The organism is Paenibacillus sp. VT-400 (genome assembly GCF_001029205.1).
In the GTDB taxonomy this organism is placed as follows: Bacteria; Bacillota; Bacilli; order Paenibacillales; family Paenibacillaceae; genus Paenibacillus; species Paenibacillus amylolyticus.
The window spans coordinates 107286-127035 of record NZ_LELF01000047.1 but is presented as its reverse complement, the minus strand read 5'-3'; the positions used below and the strand labels follow the sequence as shown (position 1 = coordinate 127035).

The window sequence follows — 19750 nt, the reverse complement described above, 5'->3', positions numbered from 1 at the left end:
TAGAGATCTCGCTATCTGCTGCCTACTTGGCAGTGTTCGTGATGTCTAAGATTGATATACAAGATGGGAGAGACGTTTCAGACATGCTGGGGAAACATGAGAAACAGCTGGAAGACGTTAAGGGCAGTAAGGTGAAGAAATGGGCAATTGTGACGCTGGCGGGTGTAATCTGGATTGCACCGGTGATGAGCGCAGGCGGGCAGATGTGGTCAGGCACTTCGTGGAAATCGGTGGCCGCAGCAGCATCTACAAATACAAGCAAGTTGAGTGAAGAAATTCTGACTTCGGGTGCGAAGCTCATGAAATACAGATATACAACAACACGTTCCGGTTCCACGGTCAACGTACTGGCGGATGTAGTCCAGGTGGATCTGCAGAACCCGTATGTGAAGCTGGATGTAATGACAGGCAAGGGCGGTAATCTGAACAGTAAACAGAGCACAGGTGCCATGGCCAAGGAAAACGGTGCAGTAGCTGCTGTAAATGGCGATTACTTCAATGTATCCGGGGAACTCTCGCCAATTGGTGGACAGGTCTCCGATGGCGTTCTGGTCTCCACACCTTCCGAACTGTCAGGCATGTATGCCCTCACGGTGACCAAGGATGGCAAACCGATGATCGATGAGTATTCTTTTGACGGAACAGTGAAGGCACAGGATGGTTCAACCTTTGCTTTACGTGGGATAAATAAAGAGGATTATACAGTAGAGTCGGGTGCGGTGAAGTATAGTCATGCCAACTCGATGTATATTTATACACCGGCATGGACATCGAGCAAACGACCAAATGATCCTTCGACAACCCCAACAGAGGTTCTCGTGCAGAACGGAGTAATCACCCAAATCTCGGATAAAAAAGCGCTAAACATGACGGTGCCGAAGGATGGGTACATTTTGCGTGCGCATGGAACAGCGGCGACATGGATCATGAGCCATCTATCCGTTGGGCAAACCTTGGATGCGGATTACAAGCTAAAAGCCAAAACAACCGGGCAATCGGTTGATCCTAGTAACCTGGAGATGATGATTGGCGGTCACACCATTTTGGTAAACGGTGGCAAGGCAGCTTCCTTTTCCCGTGATATCGCATCTTCCGGCATCGGTGGCATTCGTGCAAGAACGGCAGTAGGATACTCTCAGGATGGTCGGTATGTCTATATCATTGCAGCGGAGAAAAACAGTAACAGCAGTGGGATGTCGCTGACGGAACTACAATCCTTTATGACCAGTGTAGGTGTCTGGAAAGGCATGAACCTGGACGGAGGAGGCTCCACAACAATGGTAACCCGTCCGTTGGGTGAGCAAACCGCCGGTCTGACGTTCAACACAGAGTATGGCACCGAGCAACGTCAGGTTGTAAACACGCTGGGTGTGTTCTCTACGGCTCCTGTAGGTAAACTGAAGGGCTTTGCCGTGAGTGGCAGCCAAACGTTGCTGGTGGGGCAAGAGGGCAAGTACACAGCCAAAGGATATGACACCTACTACAACCCGATCGCAACAGGCGATATCAGCATGTCCTGGAAGTCCAGCAACAACGGCATCGTGAGTGTCAGTAACGGCACGATCAAAGGCGTGAAGCCAGGCACAGCAACGCTGACGGCAACGAGCAATGGAGCTTCATCTTCTATTAAAGTATCGGTATTGGGTGGAAGTGAATTGGCTTCACTGACAGCAGGATCAGGTCTCGGTTCGCTTAAAGCAGGCACAACGATGTCCATTCCGATAACGGCAACAACGAAGAGCGGACAAAGTGTTACGGTTCCTGCAGACTCGCTGACATGGGAATTTATCGGGTTCAAAGGTAAAGTCACTGCTGACCAATTAACCGTATCTTCTGTCAATTCTGGTGCACAAGTAGGATATGCGATTGGACGTTATGATGGTTACAGCACAGTCGTAGTACTCTCGGCTTCTGCGAGCGAAACGATCTGGGAGAACTTCGAGAATGTGAATTATCCGATCAACTTCACGACAAACGCAGCGGGTGTAACTGGTACAGCAACCGTTACAGCAGGAACTGGTGAAAAAGCCGGCTCCAATGTACTGCAACTCGGTTATGATATGACTGCTGGAACAGGCAAAATGTACGCTTATGCACAACTGAATGGCTCTACCGGTAGAGAGGTATCTGCTGCAGCTACATCGATGTCAATGGATGTTATGGGAGATAAAAGCCTGAACTGGTTACGTGCCGAATTCACGGATGCCAATGGCAAAACGGTATATGCCGATCTCGCCAAGGCGATTGACTGGAACGGGTGGAAGAAGCTGAGCGTGGACCTGAATGGACTGAACATCGCCTATCCGGCGAAGCTGAAGCGGGTCTATGTGGTGAACGTGGAGGAAGGTCAGGATGAGCGTGCGAAATCAGGTACGGTTGCTTTTGACAACATCGCATTCACGATGCCTTCCAAGTCCAGTGAAGTCGGATTGCCTACGGGGACTGCCTCACTTGTGCTTGGACAGAAGTCGATGACGGTGAATGGAACGAAAAAAGCCATTGATGCAGCACCGGTCCTGAAAAATGGTACAACGTATGTGCCAATCAAACATGTTTTGGACGCTTTTGGTGGTCAGGCAAGCTGGGATAGCAAAAATCAGCGGATCACGGTATTACGTGGTGGCAAGCTGATTGATCTGGTTGTAGGGCAGAAAGAATTCATTCTGAATGGTAAAAGACAGAGCGCAACTGTTGCACCATACGTAACGGGTGGTAGGACTTTAGTCCCGCTCAGACTCGTTTCCGAGCAACTTGGTCTCACTGTAAAATGGGAACAGAAAACGAAGACCGTTACCATCTCATCGTGATATGGTATGATATATACCGGAAACGATAGAAATGGAGTCGAACAAACGTGGATTTACAAGCCGATGCCATAGACCGCGTCATTAAAAACGCCATACAAGTCATGGAAAACAGCAAATATCAAATGTTCGAAATCATGGACTCGACTCGCGATGAGCTGAAAACGCTCAACGAGGAGTTGAAGTCGGTGTTGAAGGAGACGGCGGAAACGATCGAGAAAGTAGATCAGTTGGAGCTGAACTACCGCCGTTCCCGGATCCGGCTGACTGAGGTTAGCCGCGACTTTGTCCGTTATTCCGAGCATGATATCAAGCAGGCATATGAGAAAGCAACACAGCTGCAGCTGGATCTGATGATTTATCGTGAGAAGGAAATGTATCTGAAGGCCCGTCGGGATGATCTGCAGAAGCGTGCCAAAAATGTGGAAGCTTCTGTGGAGCGTGCCGAGACCATCGGTTCGCAGATGGGTGTTGTACTCGAATACCTGTCAGGTGAACTAGGTCAAGTGACCCGGATCATTGAAAATGCCAAAAATCGACAAATGATTGGTTTGAAAATAATTTTGGCCCAGGAAGAAGAGCGGAAACGTATTGCTCGTGAAATTCATGACGGGCCTGCCCAGATGCTCGCCAATCTAGTGCTTAGGACGGAAATTGTAGAAAGAATGCTCATTAAGCAGGATTTTAAGATGGTCCAGGCCGAAATAGTAGATTTGAAAGGCCAGGTTCGTTCCAGTCTTGAAGAAATGAGAAAAGTTATTTTCAATCTGCGTCCTATGGCACTGGATGATCTGGGACTGATTCCAACGCTTCGGAAGTACGTGCAGGATTTTGAGGTAAAAACGAAAATCCGGTCGCTTTTTGAAACAAGAGGTAAGGAACATCGTTTATCTTCAGCCATGGAGGCTGCAATCTACCGCCTCGTGCAGGAAGGTCTGTCGAATGCTGCAAAGCATGCTTATCCCACTTATGTTGTAGTGGAAATTACATACCAGGCTCAGCTCGTCAAAATTGTCGTTCAGGACAATGGGCTTGGGTTCAAACCGGAGCTTCTTGCCAAGAAAAGCAAGGATCATACCCACTTCGGTCTGATTGGGATGAGAGAACGGGTTGAACTGTTAGAAGGAAGAATAGAGATTGAATCCGGAGAAAATCAAGGAACCAAAATAGTGATTCATATCCCGACAAACGTGGATAAGGGAAAGGAGTAGCAGGATGATGGAAAACCGTGATACTGGTAAAGCATCGATTAAAGTTCTTTTGGCTGATGATCATCAGCTGTTCCGTGAGGGACTGAAACGCATTTTAAATATGGAGGACGACATTGAGGTCATCGGCGAATGCGGCGATGGAATTCAAGTGCTCGAATTCTGCAATCAGGATAAACCTGATATCGTATTGATGGATATCAACATGCCAATCGAAAACGGGGTTGAAGCAACGGAGAAATTGCGTGAGCTGTTCCCTGATGTCAAAGTGATTATCTTGTCCATTCATGATGATGAAAGTTATGTATTTGAGACGCTTCGTAAAGGGGCTAACGGATACTTGCTGAAGGATATGGAGGCCGAGTCTCTGATCAATGCGATTCGTTCCGTGCATGAAGGACATGCGTTCATACACCCGAAAGTAACAGGCAAACTGATCATGCAACTACGTCGTATGACGTACCTTAATGAAACAGGGGCAATGAGTGAAGGAGCTTCGAAGGAAGCAGGTGTTAAATTTGTCGCTGGCGACAATAACCCGCTCACACGTCGTGAGGCTGAAGTGCTTCGCTTGATGGCAGAAGGTAAGAGCAATAAAATGATTGGTGAATTCCTGTTCATTAGTGAAAAAACAGTAAAAAACCATGTCAGCAGTATTCTGCAGAAGATGGAAGTGGACGACCGTACGCAAGCTGTTATCAATTCGATCAAATATGGTTGGGTTACGCTCTAATACCTTATATTTTTCGTAAAGCAGTATTCTTACGTTAAGTCAGTCCATTGGTTGATTCAACCTAGACGAAGTATAGATTGGTGTTCACTCGCGCCCTTTCCAGAATGTTGGATTGGTCTGCGGGTTAATGGACTTTATCACTGCAAATGAGCAAAGTGTAAGGTTGTGCGGAACATATGTTCAAGCTTAGGCGTGAATGAATGACCTGGCCTGTCTTTCTTCGTCCGGTGTCGATCAGCGTGGAATATGAGTGATAGGAAATGTAAGTGTAACCCTTCAGGAAGTACAGCATATACTTGTTGTATACAGGGATGTTCGCCATGGGTGAGCATGACCTTCCGAGGAGGTGCAGTTGCCATGGTTGCTCATCTGACTATGATTCTGCTCATATACTTCCTGGCGGCAATGGCCGTTCATGCCATGCACCAGCGCCATCTTTCCCGTCCGGAATCTGAAGGTTTCGAGCAGATCCTGCTCATCCCTTCCAATCAGGCAGGGCGGATCGAAGGCATTGTAAGAGAACTTTGTCGGGAATTATTATACCGTGGTAAGAGCTTCAGATTAACAGTTGTCGCTGATCGTACAGAAGCGGAAACGATTACGATTATTGAAAAGCTTATGCAAAGGCAAGGCATGGAGACATCCTATCTGCCTGCTGTCCCTGCTGATATTGAACGGGTAGCACAGACCGATCACACGTTTCGACTGATTGATTTGCGTGAGTCAGAGCAATAAATCATCATGTGAACGGAAATGGGATTAACATTTCGCAGATCTACAGTGAAAAGATTACAGCAGAAGCTGTAGTCTTTTTTTGTAATTGTAGCCAAGTCTGCTTTTAAATTAAAAATGGGTTTTTATGCAATCTATGGTTATTGTCTGGGTTTTGACGAGTTCATGAGTATTAAAATAAACTTTTCGAAGTCAGAACTCTTAATTTAAAAGTATAGACGATTCAGATTGGAAAAAGTTTCGCAATTTTATAGAAAGATTCTGGTTATTAGCAGAATTGGTGTGATGGATCATGCTGTGTGACTAACCTTGTGATGTAAAGATTCAATTGGTATAGTGATAAGTAGATTGATCATAAGAAGATGGAATATGGACATGAAGCACATGCTCCGGCGTACAGCCGGGTTGGCATGTGCTTTTTTTGCGTTCGGAGAATGTGCGATGGGGGAGGAGAGTAAATGAAGGTTGCTTTGTATATGTGCCGTGTAGGGGAAGGGTGGAGCATGATGTTATCACTCGACATTCGAGTGGATGTGGCTTGGTGGCTGGAGGGAGGAAGTGGGCGACATGTGCTGCGCTGGTTGCTGTTAGACAAGGCGTTACCGTTAAGTCAGGCATCCTGGTTGGTTGAACATTATGAGATGGAGCGAGGTATGGATCAGTGGGGCCAGCGCGAATGGCAGAGTTATCTTGCGCGGAAGCTGGATGTGTATGAATTGGCCTCGGGGGAAACAGAGGCCAGAAAAGGTATAGCGGGCAAAGCTGGAAGTACCGCTGTGCGTGGCAATCAGGTAGGCGGGATGCCCGAGCCGTATCCCGCCGGGCAGTGGGCTCAGCTGGAGCGGGACGCGGCCCTGCTGGCTGAGCGGATCAGCGGCCGCCAATTACTGGCGGCCGAGGCGGAGGCGTTGCTGGCGGACACCGCCCAGCCGCCAAGGGAGTGGCGCGCGGCTGCGCAGCTCGCGCGCTTGCACGGGCGGCTGAGTATCACAGCCGCCCTCGAAGGGCCTGCCACGCGCCGTCGGCACGCGTGGCTTGGACGCGCGCGGAGCGCGCCCCGCTGCCACCGTTGTGGCAGCGAAGCTAGGCAGCGCGTGCCCTGCGCTGCCTGCGGCCTGGCGGCGTGCGCCTACTGCGAGGCTTGCCTCGCGCTGGGGCGCAGCCGTGCTTGTGCGCTGCTGCTACGCAGTGCAGCGCAAGGGGCAGTGCCACGACGCGGCGAAGCACCGCGTGGCACGGCCTTGGCCCCCACCGGCGGCGGGCTCGCCCGGTGGGGGCTTAGCGCAGCGCAGAGCGCGGCAGCAGCCGCGGCGCTTGCGTTTTTGGCCCGGCCGCCCGCAGGGGATGGGCCGGGGCGGTTCTTGCTGTGGGCCGTGACCGGGGCCGGCAAGACGGAGATGATTTTCCCCCTGCTCCAACATACATTGGACCGCGGTGGACGAGCACTGGTCGCTACGCCGCGCAGGGATGTGGTGCTGGAGCTAGCCCCGCGTCTGGCCAAAGCTTTTCCGGACACCTCACTCGCTACCCTTTACGGAGGCAGTGAGGAACGCTGGAAAGATGCTCAGCTCACGCTTGCGACCACACATCAACTGATGCGTTTTTATCAGGGGTTTGATCTTGTTATCATCGACGAATTGGATGCTTTTCCCTATCACAACGATCCCATGCTCGCTCACGCGGCAGCATCCTCCTGTAAGCCGGACGGGAATTTTGTCTATCTATCTGCCACACCACCTGCTCGGCTCCAGAGGGAAGCAGCACGGGGGAAACTCAATCATGCCAAAGTTCCAGTACGTTTCCACCGTCATCCTTTGCCCGTGCCAAGATTGGTCAAGATGGTTACCGTTGCTGAATGTATTAAGAAACGAAATTTTCCTTCTGCCTTGAGGACTAACATCCAAATTTCATTGAAGCGTGACGCCCAGGTATTTGTCTTTGTGACACGCATTGCCCAGATTGAGGCGTTTGTGAATCTAATGCGTCGTACTTTTCCCGGAATCCATATCGAAGGAACTTCATCTCAGGATCCTGACCGCGCTACCAAAGTTACTGCTTTTCGTGAACGTACCATTCGTCTGCTCGTAACCACCACAATTCTGGAGCGTGGTGTAACCATTCCGCGTAGCGATGTTTTTATATTGGATGCAGACAATGGTCTCTTTGATGAAGCTTCACTGGTCCAGATGGCGGGTAGAGCAGGGCGTTCCATGGATGACCCGGCGGGGAGAGTGGTTTTTGCATCATCTCGTCGGACACGTTCACAGGTGAAGGCCGTTGCACAAATTCGGAAAATGAACATCATCGCTCGTCGCAAAGGCTACCTGCACCCACCATCCTAAACATAATCGTTATCTGACAAGTTCGTATCCACATTGCACAATACATTCCCAAGACTGGAGGTTTGCTCATCCATGTTCAACTGGTTCAGCAACATAACCGATTATGCGCAGCACCTGACCGGACGTCTTCATCACCTGCTCGCCCCGCCGGGAGCGACTTGTTTAACATGTGGCACTCGAGCGATTCTGTCTTCAATCTATCCGGGCATATGCCCACGTTGTGTGAAGCAGATTCCATGGATTCGTTCTATCCGCTGCCTGCGTTGTGGTCGGGGTGTTGGGTGCCCGGACTGTGCTCGTCCACACATGCAAAACCGTTCTTTTATCCTCAACCGCAGCGCCGTACAGTACAACGCTCTTATGAAAGAATGGATTGGCATGTACAAATTTCGGGGCCATGAACGATACGCGCCGCTCTTAACCGCGCTGTTGATTCAAGCCTTTCAAGCGATGAGAGATGAACGAAATTCTGCTTTGGCAAAAGAACCCCCAGCCCCCGTGGCTCATTCCGCCACACATGCTCAACAAACGAAGCCACAATGGCGGCCTGACGCGGTCACCTATGTCCCGGTGAGCAGCGAGCGGCTGGCCGAGCGTGGCTTCAATCAGGCGGAGCGGCTGGCTGCTGGACTCGCCACCGCTTGCCGCCTACCCATCGTTGATCTGTTGCAGCGCCAGATCAACACCACCAAACAAAGCTTCAAATCACGCGGTGAGCGTATTGAAACGATGAAAAACGCTTTTTCCATCAACCCGGATGGCACGAAGTTAATTGAAGAGCTATACAAGGGATCTCATCTGCCAACACATATGGGCATATCGCATGCCAAACCCATACAGTTACTGCTGATTGATGATATCTATACAACAGGCAGCACCTTGGACGCTTGTGGGCGGGTTATTCTAAATGCTGGCTTCCACATGGCGATTCCGGTCGAGATTTACACCCTGACACTGGCAAGATCCTAGAAAGTAAATCCAAGTAATAAATGACGGTCCAGCATTCTTCAGCCACTTTAGGTGGGTGATCTATACTGTATAATTAATAGTAGACAGGAAAATATGTTCCTTTATTAATCATTGGTACGTTAATGCGTGTCTCCATTCCATTTATTCTGTTTGAAATATAGTTGTTTGATGAAATTATAAATGAAAGCGTAATAAGAAATTTTTTACATGTAAAAAAGAGGAATTGGTTTTCTCGCGCAGAATAGATAGTTTTGCCGTTCACCACTGGTGACAGCATAGGGAGTGGCACAACATATCTGTTGAAGGGGAGAACAAAAGTGGTCGCAGGAAAAAGAAAAAATGGATTTTACTTATGGACCGTCCGTCTACTAGTACTCATGCTGGTATTCGGACAGTTTGGCGTGTACGGGGGGAACCGGGCAGATGCCGCAACGAGTAATAGAATTATTGCATCCAGTAATGATTATCGTTTTGTATTATCAGAACAGAATGGAAATCTGATGGTGAATCAGAAACAGGTTGATTTGGGTTGGGTCAGATCATACAGCTTTTCAGCAACAGGGTATTCCTTCTCAAGAAGTCAGTCTATTAGAGGAACTGTTGAAGATATGACCAATGTTACCTTTGGTAAGTATACTTCTACCTATACTGGGCAAGTGACTAACGCATTTATCGTTGACTTTTCCGAGGTGTGGGAATATTACAGTACCATGGAATATAGACAATCAGGTACGAATGTAGGTGTTTGGGACATCTCCAGAGTCGATGAATTTGGTATGGAAACACCCAGATATGTACAAAGTTATGAAGCCTCTCAACTGAGTTTGGTGATTAGTGCGGATACAGGTGCTGTGGTAGATTTTGTATCCAACCTTAATCCATATTACACACGCAAGGCAGAATCATTCAGCTTTGTTAAGGAGTCGGGAACAAAGGAGCCAATTACTACGGTTCCTGCTATTCCAACTGGCCTGGTAGCCACTGCGAATGATGCGACGATCAACCTTAACTGGTCAGCTGCACAACAAGCAGTTCAGTATGAGATTGAAGAAAATGGAGTAACTAAAGGTCCATTTTATGGTCTGAACTATACAAGTGGCCCTTATAAAAATAATACGAACTATACTTACAGAGTACGTGGTATTAATCAAAGAGGTGTAGGTGAGTGGAGTGATCCATTCTCTCTGAGAACTTTGCTTGAAAAACCGATCTTAACCGTAAAAGGCGAAGAGGGAAAGAATACATTGAATTGGAAATCCGTTGAAATTGCAGATCGATATCAATTGCGAATTGATGGAGGAGAACCTATTGAATTGGGCAATGTGAACTCATATGAGCATGACGATTTGGAGGCCAATTCAACACATACCTATGTGCTGAAAGCTTTCTCAACTGATAATGAGAGTTCATGGAGTAAACCACTAAGTCAATTGACAGTACCTAACCGTGCAGATGGTTTGAAAATTACAGATGCTACATTGAATAAATTGTCTGTATCCTGGACTGCTGTTAAGGGAGCCACAGGATATGATCTGGAGATCAATGGGGCAGTTGTTGCGGTAACAGGAACCACATACAACAAGACTGGACTTGCTGCCAATACAGAATATACCTTCAGAATCAGATCCAAAAATTCAGGTGGGGCAGGAAGTTGGAGTGATCCAGTAACGGGAACCACTCAATTGAGTACACCCGTAGTTCAGTCTAATGCCACGGCAGAGGAAGTTGTGCTTGTATGGGCTCCAATTGAAGGTGCAACTTCGTATGAGATTGAAGCAGATGGAGTTGTTTCTTCAGGTTTAGAAGATCCAATCTTTAACCACACCAATTTGACACCAGGCACAGCGCATAAATATCGTGTGCGGGCAATCAATGAGACGAATACAAGTGCTTGGACACCAGTGGTAACGCAAAATACCTTGCCTGGCTCGGTGGGTGGATTGAATGTGAGTGCAGTCACCAATGCAGCCATTACGCTAAAATGGAATGCGGTTACCGGTGCTTCAGGCTACGATCTGGAGATTGACGGCACTCCGATTTCTTTGACAGCTACAAGTTATACGAAGAGTGGACTCGTCGGAAACACGGAACACACTTTCCGTATTCGTTCAAAGAACGTTGCAGGTGCAGGAGCCTGGAGCGAAATAGTAACAGGTCGTACGCAATTTAATCTTCCTGTATTGAAGGCATCCTCGGAAGAAACAGCAATCACATTGACGTGGACCTCCATACCAGATGCTACTGCATATGAAGTTGAAGCAGATGGCGTGATTGTTGCGAATGTAAGTGAATCAAACTACACACATGGAAATATATTACCAGGTACTTCTCATAAATATCGTGTTCGTGTAGCTACTGACACTAACACAAGTGCTTGGACAACTGTCCTGACACAGAGTACATTGCCCGCAGCGGTATCAGGTCTCAGTTTAACATCCACAACAAACACCACAATTGCCTTGAAATGGAGTGCAGTGACCGGTAGCTCTGGATATGACTTGGAGATTGATGGAGTGGTAGTTCCAGTTACTGGTTTAACATATACGAAGAGTGGTCTTACAGCGAATACGGACCATACGTTCCGTATCCGTTCCAAGAATACTGCAGGTGTGGGTGTGTGGAGTGACGTAGTAAGTGGCATGACTCAACTCAATACGCCTGTTCTGAAAGCATCTTCCCAAGAAGATGCAATTACAGTAACTTGGGCAGATGTTACTGATGCAACCAAATATGAAGTGGAGGCAGATGGTATTGTTGTAGCTACGGTTACGGCGCCAGTCTATACGCACGAGAGTTTGACTCCAGGAACAACGCATAAGTATCGTGTACGAGCCCTGACGGAGATGAACGTTAGCCCTTGGACTGCACTTCTCACTCAGAATACTTTACCGGGTTCAGTCACAGGATTGAGTGTAACCTCTGCAACCAATGTCGCTATCGCGCTTAAGTGGAATGCCGTAATTGGAGCAACGGGTTACGACTTGGAGATTGATGGCACGGTAGTAGCTGTAAGTGGATTAACATACAACAAGACAGGTCTTGCAGCCAATACGAATCATACGTTCCGGGTTCGCTCCAAAAATACGGCAGGTGCCGGAGTATGGAGTGATATCATTGACGGTACGACATTGTTGAATACCCCTGTTTTAAAAGCTTCCTCGGAAGAGACTGCTATTACAGTAACATGGGCAGATGTATCAGATGCGATCAAGTATGAGATTGAAGCAGATGGCTCAATTGTTGCAACAGTTAATGAGCCGAAATATGTGCATTCAAGTCTTCAGCCAGGAACAGCGCATAAGTATCGTGTACGAGCACTGACAGATACAAACAACGGGGCTTGGACTGCTGTCTTAAATCAAAATACACTACCAGGTTCAGTTACTGGACTGGGTATTACCTCTGTAACGAACACAACAATGGCTTTGAAATGGAATGCTGTAACCGGAGCAACAGGTTATGAGCTTGAAATTGATGGCACGGTAGTAGCTGTAAGTGGATTAACCTACAACAAGACAGGTCTTGCAGCCAATACGAATCATACGTTCCGCGTTCGCTCCAAAAATGTGGCAGGTGCCGGAGCATGGAGTGATGAGGTAAGTGGTACAACGTTATTGAATACCCCTGTTCTAAAAGCTTCCTCGGAAGAGACTGCGATTACATTGACATGGGCAGATGTAACAGATGCAACCAAGTATGAGATTGAAGCAGATGGAGTCGTTACTGGTACAATTAGCGAACCGAAATATGTGCACACTAGTTTGCTTCCAGGAACGGCGCATAAATATCGTGTACGTGCACTGACGGACTCTAATACAGGTGCCTGGACTGCGGCGCTGACGCAAAATACGATACCTGCTTCGGTTACTGGTTTAAGTATTAGCTCCGTTACCAATGTAGCCATTGCCTTAAAATGGACGGCAGTAACGGGAGCAACAGGATATGATCTTGAGATCGATGGTACAGTTGTACCGGTAACGGGAGTAGCTTATACAAAGAGCGGGCTTGTGACAAATACGGATCATACGTTCCGTATTCGTTCTAAAAATACAGCAGGTGCAGGTATATGGAGTGAGATTGTAACTGGCACAACTTTACTGAACACACCTGTGTTGAAGGCTTCTTCTGAGGAACAAGCGATCACGTTGACATGGCCTGAAGTTAAAGATGCAACCAAATATGAGATTGAAGCGAACGGAGTCTTAGTGGGTACCGTTAAGGTGCCTACTTATACTCACAATAATCTTATAGCTGGAACAGCACATAAATACCGCGTACGCGCTCTGACCGAAATCAATGTTGGAGCTTGGACTGCGGTCTTGACACAAAATACGTTGCCTGGTTCTGTGACCGGGCTAACGGTAACAAGTGTAACGAACACAGCTGTTGCTCTGAAGTGGAACGTAGTCTCAGGAGCGACGGGATATGACCTTGAAATTGATGGCACGGTGGTACCTGTTAGTGGAGTGGTTTACACCAAAACGGGACTTATCGCCAATACGGATCATACATTCCGTATTCGTTCCAAAAATACTGCTGGGGCTGGAGCTTGGGGAGATGTAACAGATGTTACAACCCAGTTAAACACACCTGCTCTGAAAGCAACATCAGAGGAAACAGCTATTACTTTGAATTGGCTTGATATTAAAGATGCAACTAAATATGAAATTGAGGCAGATGGAACAATTGTTTCTACAGTAACCAATCCCTCATATGTTCATAGTAATTTGCTTGCAGGAACATCGCACACCTATCGTGTGCGTGCATTAACGGATAAGAACAGTAGCGCTTGGTCTACGGTCTTGACTCAAAACACTTTCCCGGGCATTGTGACCGGATTGAGTATGAATTCTGCAACAACAGTAGCCATTGCTATGAAATGGAATGCAGTTACGGGAGCAACAGGATATGATCTGGAAATTGACGGTAAAATAGTCGCTGTAACCGCTTTGGCTTATACCAAAACAGCACTTCTAGCCAATACAGAGCATACCTTCCGCATTCGTGCCAAAAATGCTGCTGGCATTGGTAGCTGGAGTGAGATTGTAACCGCCTCGACCCAATTAAATGTACCAACAACGCTGAAAACTGTACCTGATGAAACCGCAGTTACGCTGACATGGAATGAAGTTGTTGGTGCAACAAAATATGAGATTGAGGCAGATGGCATAGTGGTTGCTACTGTAAGTGATCTCTTGTATGTCCATAATGGAGTACTTGGTGGAACAATTCATAAATATCGTATTCGTGCCCTGACCGACACTAATGTTAGTGCATGGACAGCAATATTGTCCCAAACTACGTTACCTGCCAGTGTCTCAGGTTTAAGTATTAACTCAGCAACAACAACGGCTATCGCGCTGAGATGGGGTGCTGTTACCGGAGCTACCGGGTATGATCTGGAGATTGATGGTACGGTGGTTGCCGTGAGTGGAGTTGCTTATACGAAGAGTGGACTTGCACCAAATACGGAGCATACTTTCCGGATTCGTGCTAAAAATGCTTCTGGTGCAGGAGCTTGGAGTGAAATTATAGCGGGAATGACTCAATTAACTACACCTGTGCTGAAGGGAACTTCGGACAGAACAAACGTTATTCTGACATGGGACGCGGCTATAGGTGCTTCGTCTTACGAAATTGAAGCCGATGGGCAAATTGTGGCGACTGTCAGTGATGCAACGTTTATTCAGTCTGATCTGTTACCGTCCAGTTCGCATAAATATCGTATTCGGGCATTCAACGATCAAAACACAAGTGTATGGTCTTCTGTACTAAGTATTAGAACATTGAATTAGTGATATATAATGGGGAGCAGGATTGCGTATATGTGCATCCTGTTCCCCTCTTTTGTTTTGCAAATAGACTATGGCTTCATCAGAGAAAATAAGGTAATGTATAGTTATTATCTATTCGGAAATGGAAGTTTGAGAGGGGCGTTTTAGCGATGAATCTAGGTAACTGTCCTCGCTGTGGTAAATTATATGCGTTGAATTTTCGAGATGTATGTTCAAACTGTATTAAGGAAATAGAGAAGGAATATCAGATATGTGTAGATTATTTACGCGAAAACAAGGGCACCAACATACAGGAGCTATCCGATGCAACGGAAGTTTCAATAAAAAACATTACCAAGTTCATCCGTGAGGGACGAATTTCCATCGAGAATGCCCCGAATATGATGTATCCTTGTGAAGTATGCGGAACATTGATTCGTGAAGGTCATATGTGCGACTCTTGTCGTAATCGTTTAACGAAAGACTTGGCAGGAGCAGCTCGTGAAGTAGGTCAGAAGGATAACAACAATTTAGGCGGACGAACCTACAATGCTGTCGACAAACTACGCGATTAATAGGAGCGAGGGCTCAAATACATGTTTTGCTATAACAAATGTTTTGAAACGTACCGATAAACTTATTAAAGATTATCGGTTTTTTTTATTATCCTAATCATTTTGACAACATAAAGATTGAAGTAAGAAAAACGTATATCAACATAAATTCCTAATCATGGAAGGAAGTGCATTTTAAATGAAAATCAATGAACCGAGTAGAATTGGCGCCATCAATTCATATCAAAGGAACGTTGAATCCAATCAGCAGGCTGATGCCAAGAAGAGCCGCCGTAAGGACGAGGTATCCATTTCTCCGGAGGCGATGAAGATGCTTGAGGAACAAAGTCGTACACAGGATGCAGGACGCATACAACGGATACAGGAACTCAAAGAACAGGTGAGTTCGGGAACATATCAGGTAGATAGTAGCAAGCTTGCTGACAAGCTGCTGCCGTATTTTAAGTCTTTTGATAAGGAATAGGTGATCACGTAATGGCAGCACTGGACAGATTGATTGTAGTTTTGCAGCAAATGGAACAAAGTCACCGCGATATGCTGGCACTCAGTGAGGTCAAGAGACAGGTCATTGTCAAAAATGATGTAGATGAACTCATTGCCCTCCTCAACAAAGAATCTCGTTTCATGAAACAACAGGAGCCATTGGAGATCGAACGGCAGAGTGCAGTTCACGAACTGCTACAGGAGCGTGGAATCAAATCTATGCTGAACCTGAATATTACTGAGATCTCAAAGCTGATTTTTGATCCGGCTGATAAACTGCGATTGCTTGAAGTCCAGAAGAAGCTGGCGGGAACACTGCAGGAGTTAAAAGAAATCAATCAACTGAATCAAAAGTTGATCGAGCAATCCTTGATGTTTATTGATCTTTCAATGGACATCTTTGCTTCTCGACCAGAACAGGATGCCACATATCAGCATCCTGCTGATAAGAACGGTAATCCAGGGCGAATCGGTCTGTTTGACACGCGTGCCTGATTAATTAGGGGGAAACCAGGTGACATCTACATTTCATTCAATCGAAACGGCTAAACGCAGTTTGTTCACACAGACGACAGCTCTTAGCACAACAGGCCATAACATAGCCAATGCCAACACGGAAGGCTACTCACGCCAAAAGGTAAACATGCAGGCATCTATTCCAATGGAGCCGTTCGCATTTCTGCATAGCACAACACCAGGACAGCTTGGTACAGGGGTAGAATTTGACTCTATTACACGTGTGCGTGAGAAATTTCTGGATGACCAGTATCGCAATGAAAACACCAACTTCGGGAGTTGGTCCATTCAACGAGATACACTTGAGAAACTTGAAGCTATTGTAAACGAACCATCGGACACCGGTTTTCGAACTGTTATGGATAACTTCTACAAATCATGGTCAGATCTGAGTAAAAACCCTGAGGACGTTACAGCACGTCGTATTGTCAAGGAAACAACACTGGCTCTTACGGATGCGATGAATCAGATTAGCCGTCAACTGGATGCACTTAGCGAGGATCTGGATAGTAACATTGCTGTGAAAAGCAATGAAATTCAGGGCTACCTTGGTAACATTGCGAACCTTAATAGTGCCATTGTAAAAGTCGAGTCTCTTGGCGACAATGCCAACGATTTACGTGACCAACGTGATCTGATGACGGACAAGTTGTCCAAAATCATGAATGTTACAGTTACGGATTCTCCGCAAGGATACCAAGTTCAGATGAATGGACAGGCACTCGTCACAGGCGGGGCGGTACAAGTTGCGGTAGACCCTGCTTTTCTGAATGCTGCGTATACAGCTGGCACGCTCACCAACGGTGAGGTCCACGGCATGATTAAGTCCAGAGACACTTTGGTGACTGATTATCAGAAGCAAATGGATGACTTAGCTAATACACTTGCTAATGGGGATATTGAGATCACGCTTCCTGCGGGTTCTGTCTTGCCAGATAATACTGTACTGGATGGAGTTACATACACAGGTGCAGCACGGACACTGGCAACTGATCTGAAGGTTACAGTCAAAGGCCTAAACGGATTGCATCAGCTTGGATACAGTATGGACGGAACCAATTCGCCAGGATTACCTTTCTTTACAGCAGCGGGTGGTGGAACAGCGATTACAGCTGGTAATATTTCATTGAATGCTGAAATTTTGGCTGATCCGAATAAGATTGCAACTTCGCTCCGAACCACTACGGATTCTTCAGGAGCAGAATCTGTGATTAAAGGTAACAATACACTGGCTAATCTGCTGGCTAATTTGAAGGATACTCCAATGAAATCCGTTGATGGATTGAGGAATGCAACGATTGGTGCTCAGTTTAGTGCAATCGTTGGACAGTTGGGAGTTCAATCTCAGGAAGCGGCACGTCAAACGTCCAATTCTGAGTTTCTCGTAGAACAAGTGGACACTCGCCGTCAATCGGTCAGTGGTGTTTCCTTGGATGAAGAGATGGCCAACATGATTAAATTTCAGCATGCTTATAGTGCTTCTGCACGTTTTATGACCACATATGACCAATTGCTCGAAAAATTAATTAACTCTACCGGCGTAGTAGGCAGATAATAGAAAGGAGTGACATAACAGACGATGAGAATTACGAATAATATGTTGAGCTCGCAATTGATTCTTAACTTGAACCGTAATGCACAACAGATGAATAGTACACAAACTCAATTGGCAACGGGACGTAAGATCAACAAACCTTCTGACGATCCGGTAGGGATTACGTACTCCCTTCGTTATCGTGCAGAACTGTCTTCCAATGAACAGTATCAAAAAAATGTGGATAGCGCAGTATCATGGTTGGATTTTAATGATACAGTAATGGACCAAGCAGGCAGCGTGGTTCAGCGGTTGAGAGAATTGACGGTACAGGCAGCTACGGGGACTAACCCTCAATCTGCACTAGATAGCATCAACGAAGAGGTCAAACAATTAAAAGCACAACTTGTTGATATTTCAAACAGCACGTTGAATGGGAAGTATGTATTTAATGGTGAAACCTACGATGTGAAACCTTATGACTTTCCTACCAGTGCTGACGGTTCGTTCGATACAACTAATGCTGCTTCCGTCGTTACTGATTCGGGTAAAATTAATTTTATCGTGGGTGAGAGTATCCAATTACCAATTAACGTAACCGGTAATGAAGTGTTTGGTGATTCAACGGAAGCCGATAATCTATTTGTAATCTTTAATACGATTAGTCAGGCTCTCGCCAGTGGGGATCAAAAAGAAGTGTCGAATCAGCTTGCAAACATTGATACTCGAACAAACAAGATGCTCGCTATTCGTGCAGAAATCGGGGCGAAAACCAATCGCATTGAACTCATGCAAGGTCGATTAAGTGATCTTGAAGTGAACTTAACGGATTTGCAAGCAAAGGTTGAGGATGCAGATTACGCTGAGTTATCAATCAAGTCTAAAATCCAGGAAAACATATATAATGCTTCACTTTCTGCTGGTGCTAAAATTATATCTCAGTCATTAGTTGATTTTCTTAGATAACAAAGGAGAGATCATCTGATGAATACTCTTCCAGTGGTACAAATACACACAACGCCTACGCTATTACATATCGATGCGGACATTGGTCAGTATTCGATTCGTCAGCCGAAGGCGGAGGTCCAACTCCATACCAAGCCTAGTAAATTAACGGTTCAAAGTCATGCAATAGAGCTGAATGTGGATCAGTCCAAGGCTTTTTCTGCCTATCATGGTGGGAATATGATCGATATGAATGCCCGAATATATTCGGGTATTCAGCAATTATTCATGCAGAATATGGCTGAGCGTGTGCAACAAGGAAATGATATGGCAGCCATCCACAAACCAGGCAATACGATTGCCAATATTGTAGGAACGAATTGGCAAGCTAAACCGTTTCCTGAGACACGCACGGCAGCTTCCTCTGATAATGTGGATGTACGTGTGTTTACGCAAGCACCAGACATTCGCTTTGAAGCAGCGGAATCCGAGATGAATGTGATTGTGAACAAGCCAGAGATTGAATATCAACGTGGTAAATTGGATATTTATGTGCAGCAATATGCTTCTATACAATACACTCCGCCTACGATTGATATGGGATTATAATATATAATGTAGAGCTATAGACGGTTATAATACCCCGCTATAGCTTTTTTCTATAAAATCATCGCCAAGGAGGCGTTTATTATTTTTATTGAGACAAGTACATGGGGAAAAATTGAAGTGGATGAAAACAGTATATATCAATTTCGAAGAGGTCTGCCTGGTTTTGAAAACGAAACTAGTTTTGCACTAATCCCTTGGGAAGACACACCATTTAGTTACTTACAATCATTAACGGAGAAAGAGCTCTCTTTTTTGGTAGTCAGTCCATTTGAGTTTAAACAGGATTATAGTTTTGAACTGAGTGAAGAAGATAAAGAAGAACTCAAAATCAAAGAAGATGTAGCCGTTTATTCCATAGTCACTATACATTCAGATGTGACAAAATCAACGATGAACCTCTTGGCCCCAGTCATAATTAATCCTGCACATCGGGTAGGTAAACAAGTTGTTCTTCAGCAAACAGGTTATGTGACTAAACATCTCATATGGACAGAAGAATCGACTTCGGCAAAGGAGGGGGTCTGAA

General features: G+C 46.1%; 14 protein-coding genes. All 14 read left to right on the top strand.

Going from position 1 to position 19750, the window contains the following annotated elements; all coding sequences use genetic code 11:
* The first annotated feature begins 83 nt into the window (after positions 1-83).
* The 14 genes from EL84_RS03075 (at position 84) to fliW (ending at position 19749) form a co-directional block, all read left to right on the top strand.
* Complete coding sequence (locus tag EL84_RS03075) at positions 84-2807, top strand: stalk domain-containing protein (RefSeq protein WP_047840682.1); 2724 nt, start codon at positions 84-86, stop codon at positions 2805-2807.
* 47 nt (positions 2808-2854) lie between these two features.
* Positions 2855-4015, top strand: a complete 1161-nt coding sequence (locus EL84_RS03070) for a sensor histidine kinase (RefSeq protein ID WP_036612500.1) — start codon at positions 2855-2857, stop codon at positions 4013-4015.
* 7 nt (positions 4016-4022) lie between these two features.
* Complete coding sequence (locus tag EL84_RS03065) at positions 4023-4745, top strand: response regulator transcription factor (RefSeq protein WP_026081439.1); 723 nt, start codon at positions 4023-4025, stop codon at positions 4743-4745.
* 357 nt (positions 4746-5102) lie between these two features.
* Entirely contained in the window at positions 5103-5480 is a 378-nt protein-coding gene (locus EL84_RS03060) for a hypothetical protein (protein ID WP_036612497.1), read from the top strand.
* 455 nt (positions 5481-5935) lie between these two features.
* Positions 5936-7819 (top strand): helicase-related protein, encoded by a 1884-nt coding sequence (locus EL84_RS03055; protein ID WP_047840681.1) that lies wholly within the window; start codon positions 5936-5938, stop codon positions 7817-7819.
* A gap of 33 nt (positions 7820-7852) precedes the next feature.
* On the top strand, positions 7853-8788 hold the full coding sequence (locus tag EL84_RS03050) for a ComF family protein (RefSeq protein ID WP_235431480.1): 936 nt from the start codon (positions 7853-7855) through the stop codon (positions 8786-8788).
* Positions 8789-9105: 317 nt separating this feature from the next.
* On the top strand, positions 9106-14583 hold the full coding sequence (locus EL84_RS03045) for a fibronectin type III domain-containing protein (RefSeq protein ID WP_047840680.1): 5478 nt from the start codon (positions 9106-9108) through the stop codon (positions 14581-14583).
* Between the two features lie 149 nt (positions 14584-14732).
* A complete protein-coding gene (locus EL84_RS03040) occupies positions 14733-15137 on the top strand; it encodes a TIGR03826 family flagellar region protein (RefSeq protein WP_047840679.1) in 405 nt (134 codons plus the stop codon).
* A 178-nt stretch (positions 15138-15315) separates the two neighbouring features.
* Positions 15316-15600: a flagellar biosynthesis anti-sigma factor FlgM gene (gene flgM / locus EL84_RS03035; RefSeq protein WP_047840678.1), complete on the top strand. Its 285-nt coding sequence runs from the start codon at positions 15316-15318 to the stop codon at positions 15598-15600.
* Positions 15601-15611: 11 nt separating this feature from the next.
* Positions 15612-16115 carry a flagellar protein FlgN gene (locus tag EL84_RS03030; protein ID WP_047840677.1) on the top strand — a complete coding sequence of 168 codons (504 nt, stop codon included), beginning with the start codon at positions 15612-15614 and terminating at the stop codon, positions 16113-16115.
* Positions 16116-16134: 19 nt separating this feature from the next.
* Complete coding sequence (flgK, locus tag EL84_RS03025) at positions 16135-17691, top strand: flagellar hook-associated protein FlgK (RefSeq protein WP_047840676.1); 1557 nt, start codon at positions 16135-16137, stop codon at positions 17689-17691.
* A gap of 24 nt (positions 17692-17715) precedes the next feature.
* On the top strand, positions 17716-18636 hold the full coding sequence (flgL, locus tag EL84_RS03020; RefSeq protein WP_047840675.1) for a flagellar hook-associated protein FlgL: 921 nt from the start codon (positions 17716-17718) through the stop codon (positions 18634-18636).
* Between the two features lie 18 nt (positions 18637-18654).
* Entirely contained in the window at positions 18655-19224 is a 570-nt protein-coding gene (locus EL84_RS03015; protein ID WP_047840674.1) for a DUF6470 family protein, read from the top strand.
* A gap of 117 nt (positions 19225-19341) precedes the next feature.
* Positions 19342-19749 (top strand): flagellar assembly protein FliW, encoded by a 408-nt coding sequence (gene fliW / locus EL84_RS03010; protein ID WP_053061363.1) that lies wholly within the window; start codon positions 19342-19344, stop codon positions 19747-19749.
* Position 19750: the final 1 nt, after the last annotated feature.

Coding starts and splice junctions, on each gene's coding strand:
- EL84_RS03075 (WP_047840682.1), top strand. CDS start 84: ATGCTGGGGAAACATGAGAAACAGCTGGAAGACGTTAAGGGCAGTAAG.
- EL84_RS03065 (WP_026081439.1), top strand. CDS start 4,023: ATGGAAAACCGTGATACTGGTAAAGCATCGATTAAAGTTCTTTTGGCT.
- EL84_RS03060 (WP_036612497.1), top strand. CDS start 5,103: ATGGTTGCTCATCTGACTATGATTCTGCTCATATACTTCCTGGCGGCA.
- EL84_RS03055 (WP_047840681.1), top strand. CDS start 5,936: ATGAAGGTTGCTTTGTATATGTGCCGTGTAGGGGAAGGGTGGAGCATG.
- EL84_RS03040 (WP_047840679.1), top strand. CDS start 14,733: ATGAATCTAGGTAACTGTCCTCGCTGTGGTAAATTATATGCGTTGAAT.
- flgM (WP_047840678.1), top strand. CDS start 15,316: ATGAAAATCAATGAACCGAGTAGAATTGGCGCCATCAATTCATATCAA.
- EL84_RS03030 (WP_047840677.1), top strand. CDS start 15,612: ATGGCAGCACTGGACAGATTGATTGTAGTTTTGCAGCAAATGGAACAA.
- flgL (WP_047840675.1), top strand. CDS start 17,716: ATGAGAATTACGAATAATATGTTGAGCTCGCAATTGATTCTTAACTTG.
- EL84_RS03015 (WP_047840674.1), top strand. CDS start 18,655: ATGAATACTCTTCCAGTGGTACAAATACACACAACGCCTACGCTATTA.